This is a genomic window from Bradyrhizobium tropiciagri, assembly GCF_001189845.1.
GTDB classification, from domain to species: domain Bacteria; phylum Pseudomonadota; class Alphaproteobacteria; order Rhizobiales; family Xanthobacteraceae; genus Bradyrhizobium; species Bradyrhizobium tropiciagri.
Genome location: NZ_LFLZ01000105.1, coordinates 1 through 22844 on the forward strand (window position 1 = coordinate 1; position 22844 = coordinate 22844).

Annotated in this window: 19 protein-coding genes; 9 read left to right on the forward strand and 10 right to left on the reverse strand. The window is 63.9% G+C overall.

The annotated features are described in order from the left end of the window. Positions 1 to 159: 159 nt before the first annotated feature. Positions 160 to 1218 carry a S1C family serine protease gene (locus tag AKN84_RS41245; protein WP_128971637.1) on the forward strand — a complete coding sequence of 353 codons (1059 nt, stop codon included), beginning with the start codon at positions 160 to 162 and terminating at the stop codon, positions 1216 to 1218. 345 nt (positions 1219 to 1563) lie between these two features. Here AKN84_RS41245 and AKN84_RS41255 read toward each other — a convergent pair whose 3' ends face one another. After that, entirely contained in the window at positions 1564 to 1797 is a 234-nt protein-coding gene (locus tag AKN84_RS41255; RefSeq protein WP_050426086.1) for a DUF6894 family protein, read from the reverse strand. A 111-nt stretch (positions 1798 to 1908) separates the two neighbouring features. Beyond that, a complete protein-coding gene (gene rpsU / locus AKN84_RS41260) occupies positions 1909 to 2184 on the reverse strand; it encodes a 30S ribosomal protein S21 (protein ID WP_021080722.1) in 276 nt (91 codons plus the stop codon). Positions 2185 to 2603: 419 nt separating this feature from the next. On the opposite strand from rpsU, the gene AKN84_RS41265 reads away from it, so the two are divergent. The 3 genes from AKN84_RS41265 to AKN84_RS41275 all read left to right on the forward strand — a co-directional run bounded on the left by AKN84_RS41265 (position 2604) and on the right by AKN84_RS41275 (position 3431). Then, positions 2604 to 2813 (forward strand): cold-shock protein, encoded by a 210-nt coding sequence (locus tag AKN84_RS41265; protein WP_021080723.1) that lies wholly within the window; start codon positions 2604 to 2606, stop codon positions 2811 to 2813. Positions 2814 to 2908: 95 nt separating this feature from the next. Then, the gene (locus AKN84_RS41270; protein ID WP_050426087.1) at positions 2909 to 3151 is read left to right on the forward strand and encodes a hypothetical protein; all 243 of its coding nucleotides are present in this window, start codon (positions 2909 to 2911) and stop codon (positions 3149 to 3151) included. Between the two features lie 64 nt (positions 3152 to 3215). Then, a complete protein-coding gene (locus AKN84_RS41275; protein ID WP_162240937.1) occupies positions 3216 to 3431 on the forward strand; it encodes a hypothetical protein in 216 nt (71 codons plus the stop codon). Positions 3432 to 3482: 51 nt separating this feature from the next. On the opposite strand, the gene AKN84_RS41280 is transcribed toward AKN84_RS41275, so the two are convergent. From AKN84_RS41280 to AKN84_RS41290, 3 genes are all read right to left on the reverse strand, one after another. Next, on the reverse strand, positions 3483 to 3965 hold the full coding sequence (locus AKN84_RS41280) for a lipocalin-like domain-containing protein (RefSeq protein ID WP_050426089.1): 483 nt from the start codon (positions 3963 to 3965) through the stop codon (positions 3483 to 3485). Between the two features lie 502 nt (positions 3966 to 4467). After that, on the reverse strand, positions 4468 to 5613 hold the full coding sequence (locus AKN84_RS41285) for a SagB/ThcOx family dehydrogenase (protein ID WP_244485762.1): 1146 nt from the start codon (positions 5611 to 5613) through the stop codon (positions 4468 to 4470). A gap of 323 nt (positions 5614 to 5936) precedes the next feature. Continuing rightward, a complete protein-coding gene (locus AKN84_RS41290) occupies positions 5937 to 8183 on the reverse strand; it encodes a TOMM precursor leader peptide-binding protein (protein WP_050426090.1) in 2247 nt (748 codons plus the stop codon). A gap of 979 nt (positions 8184 to 9162) precedes the next feature. Between AKN84_RS41290 and AKN84_RS41300 the strand changes: the two genes are divergently transcribed. Beyond that, complete coding sequence (locus AKN84_RS41300) at positions 9163 to 10032, forward strand: VOC family protein (RefSeq protein WP_347337388.1); 870 nt, start codon at positions 9163 to 9165, stop codon at positions 10030 to 10032. Positions 10033 to 10768: 736 nt separating this feature from the next. Here AKN84_RS41300 and AKN84_RS41305 read toward each other — a convergent pair. The 5 genes from AKN84_RS41305 to AKN84_RS41325 form a co-directional block, all read right to left on the reverse strand. Then, entirely contained in the window at positions 10769 to 11548 is a 780-nt protein-coding gene (locus AKN84_RS41305) for an alpha/beta fold hydrolase (protein ID WP_050426092.1), read from the reverse strand. Positions 11549 to 11551: 3 nt separating this feature from the next. Then, positions 11552 to 12847, reverse strand: a complete 1296-nt coding sequence (locus tag AKN84_RS41310; protein WP_050426093.1) for an O-acetylhomoserine aminocarboxypropyltransferase — start codon at positions 12845 to 12847, stop codon at positions 11552 to 11554. 45 nt (positions 12848 to 12892) lie between these two features. After that, a complete protein-coding gene (gene pncB / locus AKN84_RS41315) occupies positions 12893 to 14197 on the reverse strand; it encodes a nicotinate phosphoribosyltransferase (RefSeq protein ID WP_050426094.1) in 1305 nt (434 codons plus the stop codon). A 61-nt stretch (positions 14198 to 14258) separates the two neighbouring features. Then, complete coding sequence (locus tag AKN84_RS41320) at positions 14259 to 17801, reverse strand: molybdopterin cofactor-binding domain-containing protein (RefSeq protein ID WP_050426095.1); 3543 nt, start codon at positions 17799 to 17801, stop codon at positions 14259 to 14261. After that, complete coding sequence (locus AKN84_RS41325; RefSeq protein ID WP_050426096.1) at positions 17801 to 18268, reverse strand: (2Fe-2S)-binding protein; 468 nt, start codon at positions 18266 to 18268, stop codon at positions 17801 to 17803. The genes AKN84_RS41320 and AKN84_RS41325 overlap by 1 nt, the downstream gene beginning before the upstream one ends. Positions 18269 to 18545: 277 nt before the next feature. Between AKN84_RS41325 and AKN84_RS41330 the strand changes: the two genes are divergently transcribed. The 4 genes from AKN84_RS41330 to AKN84_RS41345 are packed head-to-tail and all read left to right on the forward strand — an operon-like array spanning position 18546 to position 22740. Next, positions 18546 to 19994, forward strand: coding sequence for a hypothetical protein (locus AKN84_RS41330; protein ID WP_050426097.1), 1449 nt, complete (start codon positions 18546 to 18548; stop codon positions 19992 to 19994). After that, complete coding sequence (locus AKN84_RS41335; protein WP_050426098.1) at positions 19991 to 20899, forward strand: UPF0280 family protein; 909 nt, start codon at positions 19991 to 19993, stop codon at positions 20897 to 20899. The genes AKN84_RS41330 and AKN84_RS41335 overlap by 4 nt, the downstream gene beginning before the upstream one ends. A 16-nt stretch (positions 20900 to 20915) precedes the next feature. Then, a complete protein-coding gene (locus AKN84_RS41340) occupies positions 20916 to 21500 on the forward strand; it encodes an amino acid synthesis family protein (RefSeq protein ID WP_029078203.1) in 585 nt (194 codons plus the stop codon). Between the two features lie 28 nt (positions 21501 to 21528). Beyond that, positions 21529 to 22740 (forward strand): ABC transporter substrate-binding protein, encoded by a 1212-nt coding sequence (locus AKN84_RS41345; RefSeq protein WP_050426099.1) that lies wholly within the window; start codon positions 21529 to 21531, stop codon positions 22738 to 22740. The last annotated feature ends 104 nt before the right edge of the window (positions 22741 to 22844 follow it).

Sequence of the window (22844 nt, forward strand, 5' to 3'; positions counted from 1 at the left end):
AATCGACCTCTCCCCAATGGGGAGAGGTGAAGCAAGCGCGCGGCCGAGCGGCTTCGATCCTAGACTTATCCTGCCCTAGCCACCCGGGCAGGTGCCGGGCGTAACCACTTGCGGCGGCGGGAGCCGGTCACCATTTGAGGAGACCAAAGGACTCTCGCCATGCTGGATTTTACCTCAGATGCCGCCGGTGACACGACGTTACCGCGAACGGCTGATGCTGCCCAAGTGGATGCCCAAGTGGATACGCAAGCCGCAGCTCAAGTCGATGACCGGGCTTTGCTGGATGCCTATTCCAACGCCGTGATCGACGTCACCGACCGCGTCGGCCCGGCCGTGGTCCGGGTCGAAACCGGGCCGAAGGTCCGTAACGCGCGCGAGCGCGGCGGGCTCGGCTCGGGCATCGTGATCTCGCCTGACGGCTTCGTGCTGACCAACAGCCACGTGGTCGGATCGTCGAAGGAGATCCGGCTGCGCGACACCGAGGGCTTCGTCACCGACGCCCATGTGCTCGGCGTCGATCCCGACACCGACCTCGCACTGCTGCGGGCCGATGGCGCGCGCGATCTGTCTTACGCATCGCTCGGCAACTCCAAGACGCTGCGGCGCGGCCAGCTGGTGGTCGCGATCGGCAACCCGCTCGGCTTCGAATCGACCGTCACCGCCGGCGTGGTGTCGGCGCTCGGCCGCTCGATCCGTTCGGTCAGCGGGCGCACCATCGAGGACGTGATCCAGACCGACGCCGCGCTCAATCCCGGCAATTCCGGCGGGCCGCTGGTGTCGTCGAACGGCGAGGTGATCGGCATCAACACCGCGATCATCAACGGCGCGCAGGGCATCTGCTTTGCGGTCGCCAGCAACACCGCGCAGTTCGTGCTGTCGGAGATCATCCGCCACGGCTATGTCCGCCGCGCCTATATCGGCGTCGCCGGCCAGACCGCGCCGGTGCCGCGGCGCCATGCGGTGCTGGCCGGCGTCGAGAACAAGATGGGCGCGCTGTTGATGCAGATCGAGCCGGACAGCCCGGCGGCGCGCGCCAGCCTGCTGCCCGGCGACGTCGTGATCCGGCTCGACGGCGTCGAGATCAACGGCGTCGACGACCTGATCCGCGCCCTCGACCACAGCCGGATCGACCGCACATTGTCGATGGACGTGCTCCGCCTCGGCCGCCTGCGCGCGATCGAGATCCACCCGATCGGAAGGAAGCCGGCGAAGCAGTGACGGGCGTGCCTCTCCGCGCATGAGACGCACCCTCTCCCCTGATGTCCGCCGTGGCCTTGGCGAAGGCGGATGTGGGAGAGGGTGACGAATTCGAGCGCAGCGAGATGAAGTCGGGTGAGGGGTCTCTCTCCGCGATCTCATCTGGAGGTGAGAACCCCTCATCCGGCGCGGATTGCATCCGCGCCACCTTCTCCCACAAGGGGAGAAGGAAAGAGGGACCGCGGCCGTTGTTACCGCAACGCCGTCAGCAGCTCTGCTCGGTCCTGAGCTTTACCGACTGTGCCCCATAGCGGACATACAACCCGCAACGACGGGAAAACGGCTAAGGTCACACTTCGCAGATGACTAGATTACTCTGCTGCTGTTGAAAACGAGCGCTGCTTGAAACACACACTCGGTATCGGTTCGTACTTCGACAGCAACGTCTCGCCGTTCATCCATAGGTGCGAGATTTCGGGCCAGATCCGCCAGCGTCTGAGCCGCTTCGACCTCGGCTTCGCTCTGAGTTACGAACTCCAGACCTTCCTCGTCGGGATAGAGCCCGGTGTCGTCCCGGATATCGAAATAATAGCGCGTCACTCCGGCGCCTCATTGCTTCCGGCACTGCTTCAACCTCAGCGCCGACCGGCTGTTCCTTATCAGTGAGCGTGCCACCGGCTGATAGGACAGCGTGACTGTCGCTTCGTTCCCTCAGCCCGCGGACGCGGAAGTGCGCGGGAGGGACGGCTTGCGTTCGGGGAGCTTCTTCTTCGGGGGCGCCGGCAGCAGACCTTCCCTGATCGCTTGCTTGCGAGCGAGCTTGCGAGCCCGGCGAATAGCCTCGGACTTTTCGCGTGCCTTTCTCTCCGAAGGCTTCTCGTAGGCACGACGCTGCTTCATTTCGCGGAAAACGCCTTCACGCTGCATTTTTTTCTTCAGAACACGAAGTGCCTGGTCGACATTGTTATCGCGGACTACGACCTGCATTAAAACTCCTCGTTGACTGCAAATTGGGACGATCCTGCGCGCAGCCAATTGCGCAGGAGTTCGTTGCGAATGGAAGAATGAGAGCGACCGCGCATTTCCTCGCCAGCCTCGAACGAGCAATTTTGCTCGTCACGGCGATGCGGTTCGGTGGGAAGAAAGTGACCACTCCCGCGATAACAAGTCAAACGATAAAGACCTGAAGTCCCATTGGAACTGCCCCGAACGGAGCTGCAACGTGACCTGAATCAAATCGTCCGGCTTCCTTGTAATATGGCCGTTATCGTGTATATTACCCATATTCGATTAGCCGCTGTGCCTTGTTGAACGCGCCCGCGGGCTCCTTTTCCAAAGACATCGACGAAGTTGAAATCGCCGTGCGATTGTCGCGCGGAACGCGCTTGAGCGCTTTGGAGAAGAAAATGACGACAGGTACGGTTAAGTGGTTCAACGGCCAAAAGGGCTTCGGGTTCATCCAGCCGGGCGACGGCAGCAACGATGTATTCGTTCACATCAGTGCGGTCGAGCGCGCCGGCCTTTCGGGTCTCGCCGAGGGTCAGAAGGTCAATTACGAGCTCAAGACTGACAAGATGCGGGGCAAGGTCAGCGCCGAAAATCTCTCGCTGGCTTGATCTCGTCGCGCCGTTTCACGGATGTACTGAAGCGGTAATGCTGCCCGCTCGATCCCTGGATTGAGCGGGTTTGCCTATTTTTGAACGGGTGAAGGATGAGCGCCAGGAAATCGGCAGTACCGTCACCTGAAGCGATCGCGCGCGCCGATCGTCAGCGCCTCGCCGCCGAAGAAGGCGTGCGGGCAATCGCGGATGTCGAACGGCAGGCGATCGAAGTGCGCAAGAACATGGCGCGCCTGCGCGAGCTACGCATGGCCAAGGAAGCTGCGGACGCGACCCTTGCAGTAACTTCGCCGGCATCCCCGGCCAAGAAGCGCACGAGAAAGCTGCTGCGATAGACGCCCTCGACAAGTGTCGATGGATTTGCCGAGGACAGAGTTACAAGTCGGGAGAGTGCTGACCGTGCCCAGAGCAAAATCGGACGGCGGTGGAACGATCACGTTCACCCTTGCGCTGGGCGCAGCGCGACAAATGTGCCGGCTTACGACGACGTTCCAAACCGACAAGCAGGCGTTCAACTATCTGCACAAATACCGGACGGAGTTCGAGAGGATCGCGCGAGCGCGCCTGGCTTTAGGAGAGCTCGAAGACGGAATCGTCGTACTCACGATGCTTTAGGTCGATGCTTCGATAATGCCAGGCTATTCCGCAGGGGCTTCACCGCAGCTCCTATCGTTCGCGCTCCCAGGTGAGGGTTCCGACGACTTTCTTGCCGGGATAGACGGCGCTGGCTTGTTCAGCCGTTCGAATGGTCAGCTTGTCGCCCTCCAACTTGAAAAATCTCACCTGGTCCTGTCCGGTCAGAAGCTCATTCCAGGATATGTCGACCTTGGTGGTGAACTTGTCGCCCTCGATTGTGAATGGGCCGGTGTAAACCATGAGTGTCTTGAGGAGGGCTGCCGACTCTGCATCGTTTGCCGCCGGTTTGCGATTTGCAGCCGCGATGACGAATCCTGCGTACCCGTCCGGCGTGATGAGTGCTCTGCCTTTCGGATTGCTACCGAATGGTTGGGTGGCGTCTCCACCGATGATCTGAATGGTCCACGAAATCAGCTTCCAGCTGCCGGCCAGCTGCCTCGCCGTGTCCTGCGCGAGAGCCAATCCAGGCCCAAGATACCAATAGACGGCAACAGCGAGGGCAAGGGAGCGCATGATGTTGTTCTCCCGTGAAAGGAACAGACTTCGAGAATGGCCATACTATCAGGGCGAACGAAATCTGCGAGCCCTTGGACGACAACCTCCTGGCTCGCCACGCTAAGTTTCTTCGGGGAGTGGAGTGGCAACACGTCCGGGATTGGCCCTTGGCTGAAGTTCCCGCTTGTCCATCCTCTCGTCAGCAAATTGAGGTGAGGCAGACTTCGTCCAGCCTGGTCACAACCCGCCAAGCCGCCCTTGCTGTGGCACGTGGGTGAGAATTTTCGGCCGCAATCGCGACGGGCAGGGATGCTGTTTGCGCAGGCGGCGAGGCGGCCGCATGATTTCGGAATCATGTGGCCGGCGCCCGGCAGCACGACGGTCCGCGCAGCGGCGTCTCGAACCACGAGGCCCTGACTGTGGCCTCATCCTTCGAGACGCGCGTTCCGCGCTCCTCAGGATGAGGGGTGAGCATTGAGCGCGAGGCTATCACCGTAGCACCCAAAAAAGCGGCTGGCCTCTAGCTTGCGGCCAGCGGTGTCTTGCCGCGTCCGAGTGCAAATTGACCGACCGGGCTCTCGACATGAAATTCGAGCCCGGTGATTTTTGCAAACAGATCGATGTTGGTCGTGCCGATGGCGCAGCCGCCAAGGCCCATATCGGTCGCCGCCAGATAGAATGTCTGGATCATGGTGCCGACATCCTTCAGGATCAGCGAATATGCGATTGAGCTGTATTTCCAGGACACCCGCCCAAAACGCGCAGCGATCGTGATCAGGACCTGCGGCGGGCCGGGCGCGTCCATGGCAAACTCGGCCGCCCTCGAGAGTGCCTGGAGCTGCTGGGCGGATGCGTCGATCGCTACCAGTGCGTGAGCACCCGCATCGTAGTGGTAAAATCCGCGCGCAAGCCCCTCGCAGTTCGAGACCGCCAGGTACAATTCCAGCTCGTAAGCGCTGCCCGCCGATGGATAGGGCCTCGCGCTGTAGGTGACTTCAGGACCGCCGTCAAAATTCGCGCCGTTCTTCCATTCCGATAGCACGCGGGCAGTGGTGTCGAGAAACTGTGCGAGTTCGGCGAGCGTGACCGGGTGCTGGTCGTCGAAATCTCGTATCGAATGGCGTTCACGCAACAGCTTCGCGACGGGCGAGATCGGCTCCGGCGTGGAGAGCTTGCGGAGGGCGATCTTCTCGCCTGGCCAACGCGGACGTATCGCAGGCAGCGGTGGAACGACGCCCGCATAGGTGAATGCACCGCCAACTGGATCGGCATGCCGGCCCTCCGTGCTCCGCGTGTGAAACACGAGATCGTGGAAATCCCAGAGAACGAGATTGCCGTCGCCTTCATTCACCCGAAGGCCGTCGCCGTCTTTCGCATTGAGCTTGATCAGCATCTGGCTGTCGAGCAGCAATCCGAGCAGATCGAGGTTCAAGGAGGTCGCGTGGCGGCGAAGCGTGCTGATCTTCTGGGGCTGCGACAGGGCCGCGAGGGTGGCAGCGATGGCGGGATCGCAAATCCGGAACAGCGCCCCGGCGCGCGGTGATTCCAGCACCATCTCGTTGCCGCGCCGGCGCAGATAGGCGAAGCGCGACAACACGATGGTATCACCGTTCCCCAGCTTTGCAGGTTGCGGCCAGTATTCGGCGACCTGCGGCTCGATGACCACGAGGTCCCGCTCTTCGCGCGGAGAGGATAGGCGGTATTCGAGAAGCCCGTGCCGCGCCAGTCGCTGCACCAGGCATGAAGCTGCCTCGCGAGGGCGCTTTTGCCGGCAAAGGAGGCGAGCGGCAGGCCGGAGGCGAGATGTCCCGCACGCTCGATCGCCGCTGCGCTGAATTGTCCCAGATTGACCGTATAGTGGCCGAGGGCAGCTGCGATGCTTCCGTCCGCCTGCATGTGAAGGGAAAAACTCCCGTTCAATCGGGCGGCGATGACTGGTGCAATCTTCCTGGTCGGCTTCTTCCGGAGCACGCGCACGGAGGCCAGCCTTCAGGTGTGTGGAAGGAACGGAGTGAGTTCGCTTTCCTGTCGCGGGCGATCCAATAATCCAAGCTTCACCGGAACGTCGTAAAGCCGGCCGGGCGCGAAGCGGCGATAGAAATGCCGCAAGCCCGGAACGAGCACCCTGACGACGGGGACTTCGACGTCGGGCCGCGTCTGGTCGAGCACGAGGAAATCGTGTCCCGCACCGGTGGCAATCTCGATGCAGGCGTTGACCTGGTCGCTCGTATTGTCGTGGACCGTGAGGCCCGGTGCCGGCGGAACGATCGGATTGTCGCTGGGGATCAGGAAAGGATAATCGTCAAGTCGCAGCGGCGTAACACCGTCAAGCGTCGGCTTCTCGCCACTTCCGCCGCCCATCATGCCAATGGACATGAACTGGGTCAGCTCCGTGAGGGAACGCAGCAGGGCTATGCGGCGATCGAAATGCGAGCCGGAGCCGAACTCGATATTTTCGTGCCCGTTCTGCATCCAGTGCGTGATCGCAACGTAAGAGGGAATGCCGAGATCGCTGGTGATGTCGAGCACCCAGAGCCTGCGCCCCGCATCGGCAAGCTGGGCTTGCAGATCCCGCACATAGGAATCGTCGAATTGCGTGAGGTCGACTTCGGCACGCTGTAGCCGATTGTACCACCAGATGGCGTAGGCATCGCGTTCGACCAGTTCGAGGAATCCTTGAACGATGGCTTCCTCACGGGTGTTGCCGGCCGCGCATCCGTTGGAATCCGTGTGGAAGCCGCCATAGAAAAAGTACAGCAGGCCGGTCGGAAGATATTTGAAGCGCTTGTCGCGTAACGACCAGACCGGCGACCACTCGGTTTTTGTCGAGGGATCGAACGGCTCGGGAACCGGGTGTGAATCGTCCGGCTGCGGGGCATGCCTGTTCTGAAACTGCGTGTCGCTGAAAAGCTGGACGTCGTTGGGAAGGAGAGCGTCACCGGGAGCGAAATCGGCAAAGCGCCGGTTGGTCCTGATCTCGTCACCCTGGAAAATGCCCGAATAGCGCTCGATCGCCTCCATCAGCGCGCTGGCCTCGCCCTGCTCGGCTGTGGAGCCCTTGCCGAAGCTGCCGCCGCTCAGTCCGGATCTGAGCTGATCGACGTTCCAGGCCGGCGCGGAGAAGTTGTGGTAGGCGAAAAAATTCGTATTCATCGGCAGATCCGCCTCGATCCGCTCGAGCCGCGAAACGACGCCGGTCAGCGGACTGACGTGTTTGCGGAACCGCGCGACGGTGGTCTGCGACGTCACGGTGCGGTATCCGCCGCTGGTGGCTATGAGCTTTCTGCCCTCGGCAATCTCGATCGGGGTTGCCGCCCGGCGCGCGCTCTGCAGCTTCTTGCTGCCGCAAGTGGGACATTGCGGGCGTTTTGCGACATAGTGCTTGGCGATGACGGCACCAGTCAGGTCGAAGCTTGCAATGTGATCGCGCAGGTCGGTGCGAAAACCCGAAGCAATCGCCTTCGTGATCTCCACGGCAGCGAAGTGAACTGCGGTCTGTCCAACGGTGTCGTGGACCAGGGGCGATACGGCGACCGCTTGCGCCGGTCCGCGGTCGAGAAATCCCTTGATCTCCCGATTGCGTATCATGCGATCGAACAGGCAGGTCCAGCAGGCGCTCTCGCCCGGCTTGAACACAGGTCCCACCAGCGGAATCACGCCTGACGGCTGCACCAGGAGCCACGGCGTCCCATCGGCGACGCGCTCTCCGTTCAGCTCGGCGAGCCCTCGATCAAGATAGTCGTTCACCAGCGTGATGATGAGCCTGGGCGATCGCTTGGCGATCTGAACGCCAAGCTTGCTCAAGGCCGTGCTCAGTTCCCTGGCGCCTTTGACATCGATCGATTCCACCCGCACGGGGCAATTGCGGAGATTCTGTTCCGCCACCTCGGGCGGCAGGCCGAGGCTCGCCCAATATCCATCAACGGCGCCTGCGAATGCGTGCGATGCTCCACCAACGACGTATTGGCGCTCCAACAGCCGCCTGATCGCTTCCTCGATCTTGTCGGCGGGAAAACTCTTTGAAAGCTGGCGAACGATCTCTGGCGCAGCCTTTCCATTTTCTCCGATCGCCGTGGCTACCGCACAATACAGTTCGCCGTGCAGGAAGAACTTGCGATTCTCGGAATAGAGACAGACCACATTGGGAGGAATCACATAGGCGGTGAAGTTCGGCGCGAAGCGCAAGACGCCCTTGCGGGTCTGCCTCGCGGCGCGGCTCTTGCGATTGACTGTCATCGGGTCAGCACGCCGATCCTGTTCCCGTCACTGCCGGTTGCCGACGCTCGGCAAACCACAGCCCCGCCCAACTTGTGCGCCGAGCTCGACTATTCCTCGAATAAGTTGGATCACACTCGCCCGCCATCGGCAAGCTGGCCGGCCAGGCGCGGCAAAGGTTGCAACGATAGCAAGAAAATGGCCGGGTCGTTCGCGGGCCCGGCCAATGAAATCACGATGTGTCGATACATAGCCAGGGAGCGCTGCTTCCTAGCACCAGCGGCAGCGGCCCCACGATGCACAGCACCCTGCGCATGACACCCATGGCACGCCTATCCCGATCCAACCGACGCCGCAGCCGCCACATCCACCGCAACCGACGCCGCAGCGGCAGCCTCTGCACGCTCTACATCCGCCGCAGCCTCTGCAGCCTCCGCAACCTCTGGCGCCTCCGCAGCCATGACAACCACCGCATCCCCGCGCGAGCAGCACACCGCCCGAGACGCTTCCATGGTCGATGAGATTGAGATGGAAGGTGGCGAGGTTGACGTCGGCGAGTTCTTCCTCGCTGAGCGCGGTCACCTGGCCGGGCGCGAAGCTCGGCCTGTGTTGAACGTCGCCGGTCGGTACGGCCGAAGCCGATGCACTTCCCGCCAGCGAAAAGGTTAGACCGGCTACTCCCAGCGCCGGCATCGCGGCTTTGGTCATTCGCTTCTTTTTCGAAGCTTGCTTAGCCCGCTGCATGGCCGCATCCTCCAAAGTTGGAAGAACGATCTCCGAAGGCCGTGATCCTACGCCGAGCGAACAGGGCAGGCAAGATTTAGGGATACACGATTTAGGGATACACGAAATGTAATGAGGCTAGCTTGCATTCATCTTCATGAACAATATCGCCGCAATTTCATCAATGGCGCCGAATATCCGCGCCCGCGGGCGGATTGCGACGGGTGCGGTTTGATGCAGTGCGCAATTGCCGGCCCGCTTGAACAGGGAAATTAACTTGGTCGATCAGCCCGGACGCTTCGCCTGGTACGAACTCCTGACGACGGACATGCGGGCAGCAGCTGCCTTCTATGGCAACGTCGTTGGCTGGGCGACGAACGATGCGTCGACGCCGGAGCTGGCCTATACGGTGCTCGCTGCGGGCGACGCGCCGGTGGTTGGGCTCATGGAGCTCCCCGAAGAAGGGCTGCGATTGGGCGCAACGCCGAGATGGATCGGCTACGTCGCCGTCGATGACATGGATGCGAAGGCCGCGCAGGTCCGCCGTCTTGGCGGCGCCATCCTGGTATCGCCGACCGACAGCAATATCGGCCGAATTTCAGTGGTCGCCGATCCGCAAGGCGCGACGTTTGCGCTGGTCACTGGACTGGCATTTGGCCAACGGCAACCCGGCGGATTGGACGAGCCCGGGCGCGTGGGCTGGCACGAGTTGCTGGCCGAAGACCGGAACAGGATCTTTGCGTTTTACGGCGAGCTTCTTGGCTGGCAGAAGGCCGATGCTGAAGCCGATCCGGCAGACGTGTATGAAGTGTTTTCGGCGGCGGGGCAGACGATCGGCGGCATGCTCACCAAGCTTCCGAGCGTGTCGCAGCCCTGTTGGCTCTACTACTTCAATGTCGACGACATCGGCACGGCCGCCAAGCGCGTTCATGCTGGCGGAGGCCGGGTCCTCCAGGGTCCGATCGAGTTGCCCGATGGTTGCTGGATCGTTCGATGTGCCGATCCCCAGGGCGCCCTGTTTGCGTTGCAGGGCACTTGGGATCAGACCCGCACCGAACGCCCCTCCACCTCGGAAGTCGGTTGGTCTGCCAGCTGGGGTGGCATTGCTTCAAAGGGCAGGATGGTGCTTCACAAGACCAAGCGCTAAAGCATGATCCGGAAAAGTGCGAAGCGGTTTTCCGGAAAGATCGTGCTCAACAAGAAGCTAAAGCGTGATGACGATTCGACCTAATCTCATCGCGCTTTCGCTGCTCACCACCAGTATGGCCACCGCCACGCCTCATAGAGGCGCCACGACGACACCAGGGGCGGGCCGTAGGGATCGACCCGGTCGTCTTCAGGGCGATAGCGATATCGTGGAACAATGTAATAATCCCACGGCGTTGGCCTTATCACGGGCGTCGGGATAACAATCCTTCTTAGTTCCCTTCGCGTCCGGGCTTCAGCACCAGACGTCCCGAGGTTACCCAGCAACAAGGCCGCTCCGAGAGCGCACGCGACGGTCATTATCTTCATGCATCGGCCTCCTTGCTTGAGAGTGCAAAAGGACTGAAAACAAGGCAAGCTAATTCCCTCTCGACTGGCTTGAATCGCTGCTTGTGGCGCCTCTCGGACTTACGGCAACCCGCCAAGTCGCCCTTGCAATCGCATGGTGGGTGAGAATTTTCGGCCGCAATCGCGACGCGTGCGCTGTTGCGTAGGCGCCGGGGCGTTCGCGGAATTTCGGAATAATAGAAGATATCTCTGATTTGCCCGACGCGTCAAGTTGCTTTTCCAAGTGCCGGCGCTCGCTCGGCTACTTTGCATGGGGTTGTTTTCGATATTTTGGGGGCGCTCGTTGCGCGCCACCTTCTCCCACAGAGGGAGAAGGGTCCGCGGCGCGACTACTGCAGCGCCGCCAGCAGTTCGTCGGGCGTCTCGACCATCATCATGTGGCCGGCACCCGGCAGCACGACGGTCCGCGCATTCGGCGTCGCGGCGGCGAGCGCCTTGCCCGCCTTCGCCGGGGTCATCATGTCGCGCTCACCGAGGATGAAGGTCGCGGGCACCTTGACCGCGGCGGCCGCGGTAAGCGCGTTCTGGTAGGCGTTGCAGGCGTTGAGGTCGGTGTAGAGCACGCCGGGCTTGGCCTCCTGCAGCACCCGCTGCGCGCCCTGGTGCATCCACAGCCCCGGCGCGAGGCTGCCACCGAGCTCGGCCTTGAAGCCGAGGCCCCAGATCGAGACCATGTCGATCGCATCAGTGCCATTGGCCTCGGCGGCCTTCAGCAGATCGGGGCCGACCGTCATGGTCGCGGCGGTGCCGATCAGCGCCAGGCCGGACACCTTGTCGGGATGCCGCGCCGAGGTCTCGATCGCGATCAGCGAGCCCATCGAATGGCCGATCAGTCGCGCCTTCGACGCGCCGGCGGCCGTGATCAGCGCCGCGACCCAGTCGGCCATTTCGGCGATGGTCTTCAGCGGCTGGCCGGCGGAGCGGCCGTGGCCGGGCAGGTCGGGAGCCAGCACCGAATAGCCGTGATGGGCGAACCAGCGGCTGTGCAGCGCCCAGGTCGAGGAATCGAAGCCGGCGCCGTGGATCATCACGACAGCCGGCAGCGATGCATCGAACGGCTTGCCGCCGGTGGCGATGAAGGTGTCAGCGCCGTTCACTGAAAGCTGCATGGCTCAGGTCCTTTGCGAGGCGCGCAGCGCCTGGCCGAGATCGTCGATGATATCGTCTGCGGTTTCGATGCCGACCGACAGCCGCACCAGCTCCTCGCCTATGCCAGCGGCCTTCAGCTGCTCGGCATCCATCTGCTGGTGCGTGGTGCTGGCGGGGTGGATCACCAGCGTCTTGGCATCGCCGACATTGGCGAGATGGCTGATCAGCTTCAACTGTTCGATGAACTTCTTGCCGGCGGCGCGGCCGCCCTTGATGCCGAAGCTGATGATCGAGCCGGCGCCGCGTGGCAGCAGCTTCTTGGCCAGCGCGTAGTCCGGATGGCTCTCCAGCGACGGATGCAGCACCCACTCGACCGCCTTGTTCGCGGCAAGCGCGTCCAGCACCGCATGGGTGTTGCTGATGTGGCGGTCCATGCGGACGCCGAGCGTCTCGATGCCCTGCAGCAGTTGGAATGCGTTGGTCGGCGACAGGCAGGCGCCGAAATCGCGCAGGCCCTCGGTGCGGGCGCGCATGATGAACGCGGCCTTGCCGAACTGCTCGTCGAAGACGATGCCGTGATAGCCGGCATAGGGCTCGGTGAGCTGCGGGAATTTGCCGGAGGCGCGCCAGTCGAACCGGCCGCCGTCGACGATGACGCCGCCGATCGCGATGCCGTGGCCGCCCATCCACTTGGTCGCGGAGTTCATCGTGATGTCGGCGCCGAGTTCGATCGGCTGGCTCAGATACGGCGTCGCGAAGGTGTTGTCGATCAACAGCGGAATCTTCGCATCATGCGCGATCTGCGCCACTGCGGGGATGTCGAGGACTTCGAGGCCGGGATTGCCGATGGTCTCGCCGATCACGAGCCGCGTGTTCGGCTTGATCGCGGCACGGAATTCGTCGAGCGCGCGGGGCTTGACGAAGGTCGTGGTGATGCCGAAGCGCGGCAGCGTGTGCGCCAGCAAATTGATGGTGCCGCCATAGAGCGAGGCGGAGGCGACGATATGGTCGCCGGCGTTGAGCAGGGTTGCGATGGCGAGATGCATCGCGGCCATGCCGCTGGCGGTGCAGATCGCGCCGACGCCGCATTCGAGCGCGGCGATGCGCTCCTCCAGCACCGCGGTCGTCGGGTTGGAGATCCGCGTGTAGATGTGGCCGGCGCGCTCCAGGTTGAACAGCGCCGCGGCATGGTCGGCGTCCTGGAACACGTAGGACGTGGTCTGATAGATCGGCACGGCGCGTGCGCCCGTTGCGGGATCAGGACGCTGGCCGGCATGCAGGCTCAGGGTTTCGAAGGCAGGCGGCTTGGGTGCGGGCATGCGAAACTCGTCAGGTCAGTCGATGAGGATATTTGGTCTGCAGGTCTATACGTGAACTGCGGTGCGAACACGGCCGACATTGCCGAACACGCGCAAATAGCGCTCGACCTCTGTGGGAATGCCGGTCGCCTTCTCCGGATTGTCGGAGAGTTTCACGGCCGGACGTCCGTCGACCGACGTCACCTTGCAGACGATCGAGATCGGGTCGAGCTCGGCCGAGCCGTCAGGCGCGCAGCCGATGAAGTCATTGGTGAGGTTGGTGCCCCAGCCGAAGCTGACGCGGACACGTCCCTTGAAGTGATGGAAGGTCTCCTCGATCGAGCCGACATCCATCGCGTCGGAGAACACCAGCAGCTTCTCCTTGGGATCGCGGCCCTTCTGCTTCCACCACTTGATGATCTCTTCGCCGGCGGTGATCGGCGGCGCGCTGTCGGGCCGGAAGCCGGTCCAGTCGGCGACCCATTCCGGCGCGTCGCGCAGGAACGGCTTGGTGCCGAACGCGTCGGGCAGCGCGATCAGGAGGTTGCCGCCATAGGCGTGACGCCACTGATCGAGGATCTGATAGGGCGCCCAGCGCAATTCCTCGTCGGAATTGGCGAGCGCCGCGGCCACCATCGGCAGCTCGTGCGCGTTGGTGCCGATCGCCTCGAGATCGTTGTCCATCGCGAGCAGCACGTTCGACGTTCCGGTGAAGGAGGAACCGAGGCCTTCCTTCACCGCCTCGACGCACCAGCGCTGCCACAGGAAGCCGTGACGGCGGCGCGTGCCGAAATCGGACAGCCGCAGACCGTCCAGCTTGCGCAGCCGCTCGACCTTGGTCCACAGCTTGGCCTTGGCGCGGGCATAGAGCACGTCGAGCGCGAAGCGGCCATAGGTCTTGGTCGCCGCGCGCGAGCGCAACTCGTTGAGGATCGCGAGCGCCGGGATCTCCCACATCGTGGTGTGGGTCCACGGCCCGTGGAAATGCAGCTCATACTGGCCGTCGACCTTGTGCAGCTCGTATTCGGGCAGCCGGAAGGTCGAGAGCCAGTTGATGAAATCGGGCGAGAACATCTGGGTCTTGCCGTAGAACGTGTTACCGGCGAGCCAGATCAGTTCCTTCTTGGAGAAGCGGATGGTGCGGGCATGGTCGAGCTGGGCGCGCAGCTCACCCTCGTCGATGATCTCGGCGAGCCGGATATGGGTCGAGCGGTTGATCACCGAAAAGGTCGTGCGCGTGTCCGGATAGCTTTCCCGGATCATCTGCTGCATCAACAGCTTGTAGAAATCGGTGTCCAGCAGGCTGCGCACGATCGGGTCGAGCCGCCAGCCGTGGTTATAGGTCCGGGTCGCGATATCTGTCACGGTCATGCGGGAACCTTAGCCTGCCCCGCGGCGCCCGCCCAGTGGGTATCGGGCGGAACATGGCAGGTCAGCGCGCTATGGTCTTCCGTATACGGCCGACCGTGGCGGCGACATCGGTCCAGGCCGGCTTACCAGGGGCAAACTGCCGCCTGAGGAAGGAGGCGAGCTCGGCGACCTGGCGGTCGGACATGCTGTCCCGGAACGCCGGCATGTAGCCGAGATCGGTCACGGCCGGCTTGGTAATACCGTGCAGGATCACCTGGATCAGGTTGTCGGGCGCGTCGCTGTGCAGATTGCTGTTGAGCGCCAGCGACGGCCGGCTGCCGAACAGCGGCGGCCCGCCGACCTCATGGCAGACCGCGCAGGCGCCCTGATAGATCCGCGCGCCCGCCGAGGCGGCCGTGGTCACTACGGTGCTAGCCTCGAGTTTCGCAGCAATGGCATCATGGGCCGGCTGGTCGGTGGTCGCGTTGAACGAGGCAAGGTAGACCGCCATCGCGCGGATGTCCTGATCGGGCAGCGCGGCAAGCTCCTGCACGACCGGCGCCATCGGCCCGGCGGCGACGCCGTGCAGGCGGGACTCGCCGGTGCGCAGATAGGCGTACAGCTCGTCCTCGCTCCACGGGATCGGCGCCTTCGACAGCGACGTCAGCGCCGGCGCCTCCCAGCCTTCGGCAAAACCGCCGGCGAGATAGGCCGCTTGCCGTTCGGCGCCGAGCGCATTGCGCGGCGAGTGGCAGGCGCTGCAATGGCCGAGGCCTTCGATCAAATAGGCGCCGCGATTCCAGGTCTCCGATTTCGTGGGATCACGTTGGAAAGTGCCCGGCTGATGGAACAGCGCATTCCAACCGGCAAGCAGCGGCCGAAGGTTGAACGGAAAGGCGAGCGCGTTCGCGGGCGTCTCGGCGCGCACCGGTTCCTGCGCCATCAGATAGGCATACAGCGCCTGCAGATCGGCATCATCAGTCCTGGCGAAATGCGTGTACGGAAATGCCGGATAGAGATGGTGACCGTCGCGATGAATGCCCTCGCGCATCGCGCGCTCGAACGCGGGATAGGACCAGGCGCCGATGCCGGTGTCGACATCGGGCGTGATGTTGGTGGTGGTGATGGTGCCGAACGGCGTCTCCAGCGGCCGGCCGCCGGCGTTCGCGATGCCGTGCTCCGTGGTGTGGCAGACGGCGCAGGCGCCGAGCGCTGCAAGCTCCTTGCCGCGCGCGATAGTCGCCGCAGAGTAGACCGAAGCATCGGGCCGGGCGATCGGCGCGATCGCGCGCCAGGGCAGCACGGCCGTGCCGATCCCGATCGCCGCGGCACAGAGCGCGGCAATGCCGGCGAGCACGCCGCCGCGTTTCGCAAACGGATTTGGCCATTTGTCGATCGGCAACGTCGACGCGGGTGGGGGAAGCGGCGCCGGTGTCGAAGGCTGCTCGCCACGCAATCCCTTCAATATGCGCTCCGGCGTGAACGGCAATTCGCGGAAGCGGACGCCGGTCGCGTCATAGATCGCATTGGCGATCGCCGCCGCGCTCGGCACCGAGGCGGACTCGCCGACGCCGAGCGGCGGCTGGTCCTGTCGCGGCAGCATCAGCACATCGATCTTGGGCAGCTCGGGGAATTTGATGATGGGATAGGCGCCCCATTCCCGCGCCGCCACCGCGCCGCGCTCGAAGGAGACCTCCTCCATCAGCGCGCGGCTGGTCGACTGGATCACATTGCCTTCGATCTGGTGCCGCACGCCCTCGGGATTGATCATTAATCCTGAGTCCTGGCCGGCGACGACGCGCGTCACGCTGACATCGCCGGTCGCCTTGTTGACGGCGACGTCGGCGATCCAAGCCGACCATGCCGCGCCGTAGCCGGGAAACTTGCTGTGCACGTAAAGCGCATAGGCAAAGCCGCGGCCGCGCACGATGTCGCCGTCCGCCTCGGGCTCCTGTCGTACCGGGCGAGGCGTCCAGCCGGCGCGTTCGGCGACTGCGTTGACGAGATCGATCGCGCGCTTGTCTTTCAAATAGCGCAGCCGGTATTCGATCGGATCGACCTCGGCCTCGGCGGCGAGCTCGTCGATGTAGGATTCATGCGCAAACGTGTTCGGCAGCGCCGAGACGCCGCGAAACCAGGACGCGCGCACGATCGGCGGCATGTCGTTGGCGACCACGCGCATGTTCTCGTAGTCGTAGGGCGGGATCGCGGTGCGATCGCCCATCTCGAATACGGCCGCTTCAGGCGCGATCCGCCCGGTGAGCAGCAGCGCCAGCGTCGGTGCGCCGTTCGAGGGATAGCGCGTGGAGAAGTCGTAACCAGCGACGCCGCCGTCGGCATTGAGCCCGCCATTGACGTCCATCAGCTGCGCGGTGCCCTTCGGCTCCCAGGCATGCTCCTGCTCACGGGTGAGCTGCACGCGCACCGGGCGGCCGACCGCGCGCGACAGCAATAGCGCATCGGCGGAGACGTCGTCGGCGCAGTTGCGACCGTAGCAGCCGGCTGCCTCCATCCGGATCACGTCGATCTCGGTTTCCGGCCGCTGGATCAAGAGCGCGAGATCACCGCGCAGGATGTGCGGGTTCTGCGTGCCGGACCAGACCCGGATCGCGCCTTCGCTGTAATCGGCGACTGCGCAGGACGGGCCGATCGAGCCGTGCATCTGGTAGGGCCAAACGTATGTCCGCTGCATCGGCTTGGCGGCGGCCTTGATCGCGGCATCGACGGCGCCCTTGTCGATCAATTGCCGCGGCATTGAGGGATTGGCACGCAGCGCTTGCTCGATGTCGGAGAGGTCGGTCAGCGCCGGCCCCGGCTTCCAGTCCACCTTCAGCTGCGCGGCGGCCTTGATCGCATTCTCCTCGCGCTCGGCGACGACGCCGACGAAGTCGCCGATCCGCACCACCCCAACGAGGCCGGGAATATCGCGCACTGATCCTTCATCGACCGCGATCAGGCTGGTGCCGACGAAGGGGCCGGCATCGACGCCGGCATAGGGCGGACGCACTACGCGGCCGTGCAGCATGCCTGACACTCGCACATCGTGGACGTAGACGAGTTCGCCGGTGGCCTTCGCCGGCAGGTCGACGCGCGGCACCGATTTGCCGACGACCGAATAGGCGCTCACTTCCTTGACCGGAACGTCGTCGGCGAGCTCGAGCCGGATGGTCTCGTCGGCGATCAACTCGCCATAGCTGACACTGCGGTTGTCGTGACCGCGGATCAGGCCGTCCTCGATCGTAAGCTCATCGGCCGGAAGTTTGAGCCGTTCGGCCGCACGGGCGAGCAGGAAATGCCTCGCCTGCGCGGCGGCTTTGCGCAGGGGAACGGCGGTGATCTGGATGGTCTCGCTCGCGATCGTCGCGCCCTGGTTCGGCACGACGGCAGTGTCGCCGAGGATCACGACCACGCGGGCAAAGGAGACGTCGAGTTCTTCGGCGACGATCTGCCCGAGTGCGGTGCGGATGCCGGTGCCGAGATCGACATGGCCGTTATAGGCGTTGACCGAGCCGTCTGCTGTGATGGTGATGAAGGTCTCGAACGCGCCTTCCGCGCCCAGTACGGCAGGGCGCACGACCGACAGCGAGCCGCGCTTGCGTTGCTCCGGAGGCCGTGCGTCCGCCATCAGTCGCGCGCCTCGAGCGCGTGGCCGGCGGCGCGCATCGCGGCGCGGATGATTTCGATATGTGCGCCGCAGCGGCAGAGATTGTAGCGCAGCGCTTCAAGCACCTCGTGCTCGGACGGATTAGGATTGCGCGTCAGCAGCGCCTTGGTGGTGATGATTATGCCGTTCAGGCAATAGCCGCACTGCGCGGCCTGCTCGCGGATGAAGGCATCCTGCACCGGATCGGGATGCTCGCGCGTGCCGAGACCTTCGAGCGTGACGATGCTGCGCCCCGCGCAGCCTTCGATCGGAATCACGCAGGAACGCGCGGCGACGCCGTCGATCAGCACCGCGCAGCTGCCGCACTCGCCGAGCCCGCAGCCATATTTCGGTCCGTTCAATGCGAGGTCGTTGCGCAGCACGTAAAGCAATGCGGTGTCGGGCGCGGCATCGACATCATGATTCCTGCCGTTGACGGTCAGGCGCATTGCACCGGTTCTCCCCTTGATGTTTGCGCTGCAACTTCAGCGTCCGATCGCGGGCGAGGATAACGTTTGTATACAAACGTGCAAGCGGCGGCATGCCGCGCTGCAGCGAGTGCACGCTTTATGAACAGGGTGCGCAAGCGAATGGCAGGGTTTGATCGCAAAGGCCGCTTGACAGGCTTGAGACCTGCGCGCAGGATCATTCGTATACGAACGATATAGGCAGGGAGGCGGAAGCGCAGTATGATCGACCGCCACCACAAGTCCAGGCTTGGTCACGATGGCTGACACAATGACCGTCGCCGCCGGCGACAAGATCCGCTGCGATGCCTGTCCGGTGATGTGCTACATCAAGCCGGGCGCGGCCGGCGCCTGCGATCGCTACGCCAATCACGACGGCACGCTGGTGCGCGTCGATCCGCATGTCGTGCTGGAACGCACCGTCTCGCATGGCGGCAAATTGGTTCCGTTTCAGGTGAGCGGCGACTGGGACGGCAAGATCGTCCGTCAGCCCGACCTCTTCGTCACCGCGATCGGCGCCGGGACCACCTATCCGGACTACAAGCCGGCGCCCTTCATCGTGTCGTCGGAAGTCGATGACGTCGACATGGTCACCGTGGTGACGGAAGGCATTTTCTCCTATTGCGGCGTCAAGGTGAAGATCGACACCGACCGCTATCTCGGTCCGGAGACCGCGCTCGTGCGCGCGGACGGCGAGGCGGTCGGCCACGTCACGACCAGCGAATATGGCTCGCAGATGCTCTCGCTCGGCGGCGTGCATCATCTGACCGGCGGCTCCAAGAAGGAAGGCCGCGTCACCTGCGACACGCTGATGGATCTCTCGAACTGCAAGGCAGTGGAGCTGACCATCGATGGCGGCGCCGCCGTCGTGGTGCAGGCGGGCAAGCCGCCAATCGTCAACGGTGTGGCGGAAGAGCGCATGCGGGTCGGCTGCGGCTCGGCCACCATCGGCATGTTCGCCAAGCAGTGGCACGGCAAGGTCGACGAGGTCGTGGTCGTCGACGACCACATCACCGGTGTGCTGAGCGAGCACCAGGCCGGCAAGCTGCTCGACATCGCCGACACCGGCATCAAGATGAAAGGCCGCCGATCGACACCCGGCCGATATTTCCAGGTCGCCGATCCCGGAACGGGATGGGGCGGCACCAACATCTCCGATCCGCTGTCGATCCTCGGCCCCTTCAATGCCAAGGAAGCGCGGCCGGGGCTGACCATGCTGATGGTGTCGACGACAGGTGAGCATGCGTCCTACTACGTGCTCGACGAGGCGTTGAGGCCGGTCGAGACCGAAATGCCGGCGGACCTCAGGTTTTCGGTCGAGCGCATCCAGGAGAACTGCGAACCGGCGCTGTGCACCGTGCTGTTCATGGGCGGCGCGGGCGGATCGCTGCGCGCCGGGGTCACCGACAATCCGGTGCGGTTGACCCGCTCGGTGAAGGACGCGCTGACGCGGGTGACCAGCGGCGGCGCGCCGGTTTATGTTTGGCCCGGCGGCGGCATCACCTTCATGGTCGATGTGACGCAGATGCCGGCCGGCGCCTTCGGCTATGTGCCGACGCCGGCGCTGGTGGCGCCGATCGAGTTCACGATGAGGCTCACGGATTACGCGGCGCTCGGCGGCCATATGGATTATGTCCGGCCGCTGTCCTCATTGCGGGACAGCGCTGAAGTCCGGCCGATGCCGTATCTTCCCGGGCGGCGCGCATGAAAAGGCTCCCGCAAATCGCGCTTCTTCCTGACGGCAAGCGGCTGCATTTGCAGGACGGTCCTATCGATCTCATCATCGAAGCCAAGGGCAGGGATGCGGACGTTCGATCCGCTTATCAGGCGGCAGCGGCGCGCTTCACCGGATTGCTGGATGAACTCTGCGCGGAACTTGCCGCGTTGCGCAGCGCAGCCGATCCGCGGCGCTGCGCGCTGAAAGGCGTGGTCGCGCGGCGCATGCATGCGGCGGTCGCGCCATTCGCCACCGACTGCTTCATCACGCCGATGGCGGCGGTCGCGGGCTCGGTCGCCGAGGAAATCCTTGGCGCAATGCTTGAGGCCGCGCCGCTCGACCGCGCCTATGTCAACAATGGCGGCGATATTGCGCTGCATCTCCGCGACGGCGAACAGTTCAGCGTCGGTCTGATGGATCGGCCGGACCGCCACGGCGTGATGCGCTCCATGACCGTGGATAGCGACATGCCGGTCCGCGGCATCGCGACCAGCGGCCGCCATGGCCGCAGCTTCTCGCTCGGTATTGCCGATGCCGTCACCGTGCTGGCGCGGTCCGCGTCGCAGGCCGATGCTGCGGCAACCGTGATCGCCAATGCGGTCGCTTTGCCTGATCATCCCGCGATCCTGCGCGTTCCGGCGAGCGAATTGCAGCCCGACAGCGATCTCGGCGCACGGCTGGTGACGCGCAATGTCGGGGCTTTGGCGGAACACGAGATCGAGCAGGCGCTGGAGGCGGGCGCGGCGCAGGCACGCATGCTCCTGACGTCGGGATTGATCGAGGGCGCGGCATTGCGTCTACTGGGCGAAACGCGAATTGTCGGTGCAACTGGGTTTGGGACGCCGACGTCGCACGCGTTTCAGGGACAAACGATAAACAACATGCTGCGGGCATGACCGGGAGCGAGGCACAATGAGCGCCGTCATTCGCAAGATCGTCACCGTGGTCGAGGAGACCCATCTGGAGATGGGCAAGACCATCGCACCGCCGACCCGGCGCGCTGCCGCAATCGCCGTGATCGAGAACCCCTTTGCCGGCCGCTATGTCGAGGATCTGTCGCCGCTGATCGCGATCGGCGAGGAACTCGGCGAATTGCTCTCCAAGCGGGCCGTTGCCGCGCTCGGCATCGATGGCGCCAAGGCGCACAGCTACGGCAAGGCTGCCGCGGTCGGCGAGAATGGCGAGCTCGAGCACGCGGCCGCGATCCTGCATCCGAAGATGGGCGCGCCGGTGCGCAAGGTGCTCTCCAAGGGCGCGGCACTGATCCCGTCGTCGAAGAAACGCTCGGGCCCCGGCACCACGCTGGACATTCCGCTCGGGCACAAGGATGCGGCCTTCGTGCGCAGCCATTTCGACGGCATGGAAGTGCAGATCAACGACGCGCCGCGGGCCAACGAGATCATGGTCGCGGTCGCGGTGACCGACAGCGGACGGCCGCTGCCGCGGGTCGGCGGGCTGACGGTCGATGAGGTCAAAGGCGAAGACGGATTGCGATAATCTCTTTGAAGAAAAACTGGAGGACCGGATGCGTGGTTATTTCGTAGGGGCGGGATTGGCGATCGCGGTCGCGGCCATGGCAACGGGCGCCATGACGACGGCGTCGGCGCAGAGCGAAATCAAGATCGGCGAGATCAACTCTTACTCGTTGCTGCCGGCGTTCACCGAGCCCTATCGCAAGGGCTGGCAGCTCGCGGTGGAAGAGATCAATGCGGCCGGCGGCATCAACGGCAAGAAGCTTGTTGTCATTTCCAAGGATGACGGCGGCAAGCCGGCGGATGCGCAGACCGCGGCGAACGAGCTGGTGTCGAGCGAAAACGTCGCGATGCTCACCGGCACGTTCCTCTCCAACATCGGCCTCGCCGTCTCTGATTTCGCCAACCAGAAGAAGGTGTTCTTCCTCGCCGCGGAGCCGCTGACCGACGCCATCACCTGGTCGAAGGGTAATCGGTATACATTCCGCCTGCGGCCGTCGAACTACATGCAGGCGGCAATGCTGGTGGAAGAAGCCGCAAAACTTCCCGCAAAGCGCTGGGCGACGATCGCGCCGAACTATGAATACGGCCAGTCCGCGGTCGCGGTGTTCAAGAAGCTGATGTCGGAAAAGCGGCCCGACATCCAGTGGGTCGACGAGCAGTGGCCGCCGCAGGGCAAAATCGACGCCGGCCCGGTGGTGCAGGCGACTGCCGCAGCGAACCCCGAGGCGATCCTCAACGTCACCTTCGGTGCTGACCTCGTCAAGCTCGTGCGCGAGGGCAACACCCGCGGCCTGTTCAAGGGCCGCACCGTGGTGAGCTTCCTGACCGGCGAGCCGGAATATCTCGACCCGCTGAAGGACGAGACGCCTGAGGGGTGGATCGTCACCGGCTATCCCTGGTACTCGATCAAGACGCCGGAGCACGATGCGTTCCTGAAGGCTTATCAGGCAAAGTACAACGACTATCCGCGGCTCGGCTCGATCGTCGGCTACCAGACCATCAAGGCGGCGGCGGCGATCCTGGCCAAGGCCGGCTCGAGCGATCCGGAGAAGCTGATCGCGGCGGCCGAAGGCATCTCGATGCCGTCACCGTTCGGCGAGATCACCTTCCGCAAGATCGATCACCAGTCGACGCTTGGCGCCTTCACCGGCAAGACCGCGCTGAAGGACGGCAAGGGCATCATGGTCGACACCGCCTATCGCAAGGGTTCGGACTATCTCCCGAGCGATGCCGAGATCGAGAAGCTGCGGCCGAAGGATTGATCTTCTTCTCCCTCGCCCCGCTCTTGCGGGGAGAGGGTTGGGGTGAGGGGCTATCTCCGCGAGCGAGTGCGTGGAGAGTCCCCCTCACCCGAAACCTCAAAGCC

Bases quoted from the DNA above. Each gene is read 5' to 3' on its own strand.
- AKN84_RS41245 (WP_128971637.1), top strand. From the start codon at position 160: ATGCTGGATTTTACCTCAGATGCCGCCGGTGACACGACGTTACCGCGA.
- rpsU (WP_021080722.1), bottom strand. From the start codon at position 2,184: ATGCAGGTCGTAGTCCGCGATAACAATGTCGACCAGGCACTTCGTGTT.
- AKN84_RS41265 (WP_021080723.1), top strand. From the start codon at position 2,604: ATGACGACAGGTACGGTTAAGTGGTTCAACGGCCAAAAGGGCTTCGGG.
- AKN84_RS41270 (WP_050426087.1), top strand. From the start codon at position 2,909: ATGAGCGCCAGGAAATCGGCAGTACCGTCACCTGAAGCGATCGCGCGC.
- AKN84_RS41280 (WP_050426089.1), bottom strand. From the start codon at position 3,965: ATGCGCTCCCTTGCCCTCGCTGTTGCCGTCTATTGGTATCTTGGGCCT.
- AKN84_RS41290 (WP_050426090.1), bottom strand. From the start codon at position 8,183: ATGACAGTCAATCGCAAGAGCCGCGCCGCGAGGCAGACCCGCAAGGGC.
- AKN84_RS41305 (WP_050426092.1), bottom strand. From the start codon at position 11,548: ATGCAGCTTTCAGTGAACGGCGCTGACACCTTCATCGCCACCGGCGGC.
- AKN84_RS41310 (WP_050426093.1), bottom strand. From the start codon at position 12,847: ATGCCCGCACCCAAGCCGCCTGCCTTCGAAACCCTGAGCCTGCATGCC.
- pncB (WP_050426094.1), bottom strand. From the start codon at position 14,197: ATGACCGTGACAGATATCGCGACCCGGACCTATAACCACGGCTGGCGG.
- AKN84_RS41320 (WP_050426095.1), bottom strand. From the start codon at position 17,801: ATGGCGGACGCACGGCCTCCGGAGCAACGCAAGCGCGGCTCGCTGTCG.
- AKN84_RS41325 (WP_050426096.1), bottom strand. From the start codon at position 18,268: ATGCGCCTGACCGTCAACGGCAGGAATCATGATGTCGATGCCGCGCCC.
- AKN84_RS41330 (WP_050426097.1), top strand. From the start codon at position 18,546: ATGGCTGACACAATGACCGTCGCCGCCGGCGACAAGATCCGCTGCGAT.
- AKN84_RS41335 (WP_050426098.1), top strand. From the start codon at position 19,991: ATGAAAAGGCTCCCGCAAATCGCGCTTCTTCCTGACGGCAAGCGGCTG.
- AKN84_RS41340 (WP_029078203.1), top strand. From the start codon at position 20,916: ATGAGCGCCGTCATTCGCAAGATCGTCACCGTGGTCGAGGAGACCCAT.
- AKN84_RS41345 (WP_050426099.1), top strand. From the start codon at position 21,529: ATGCGTGGTTATTTCGTAGGGGCGGGATTGGCGATCGCGGTCGCGGCC.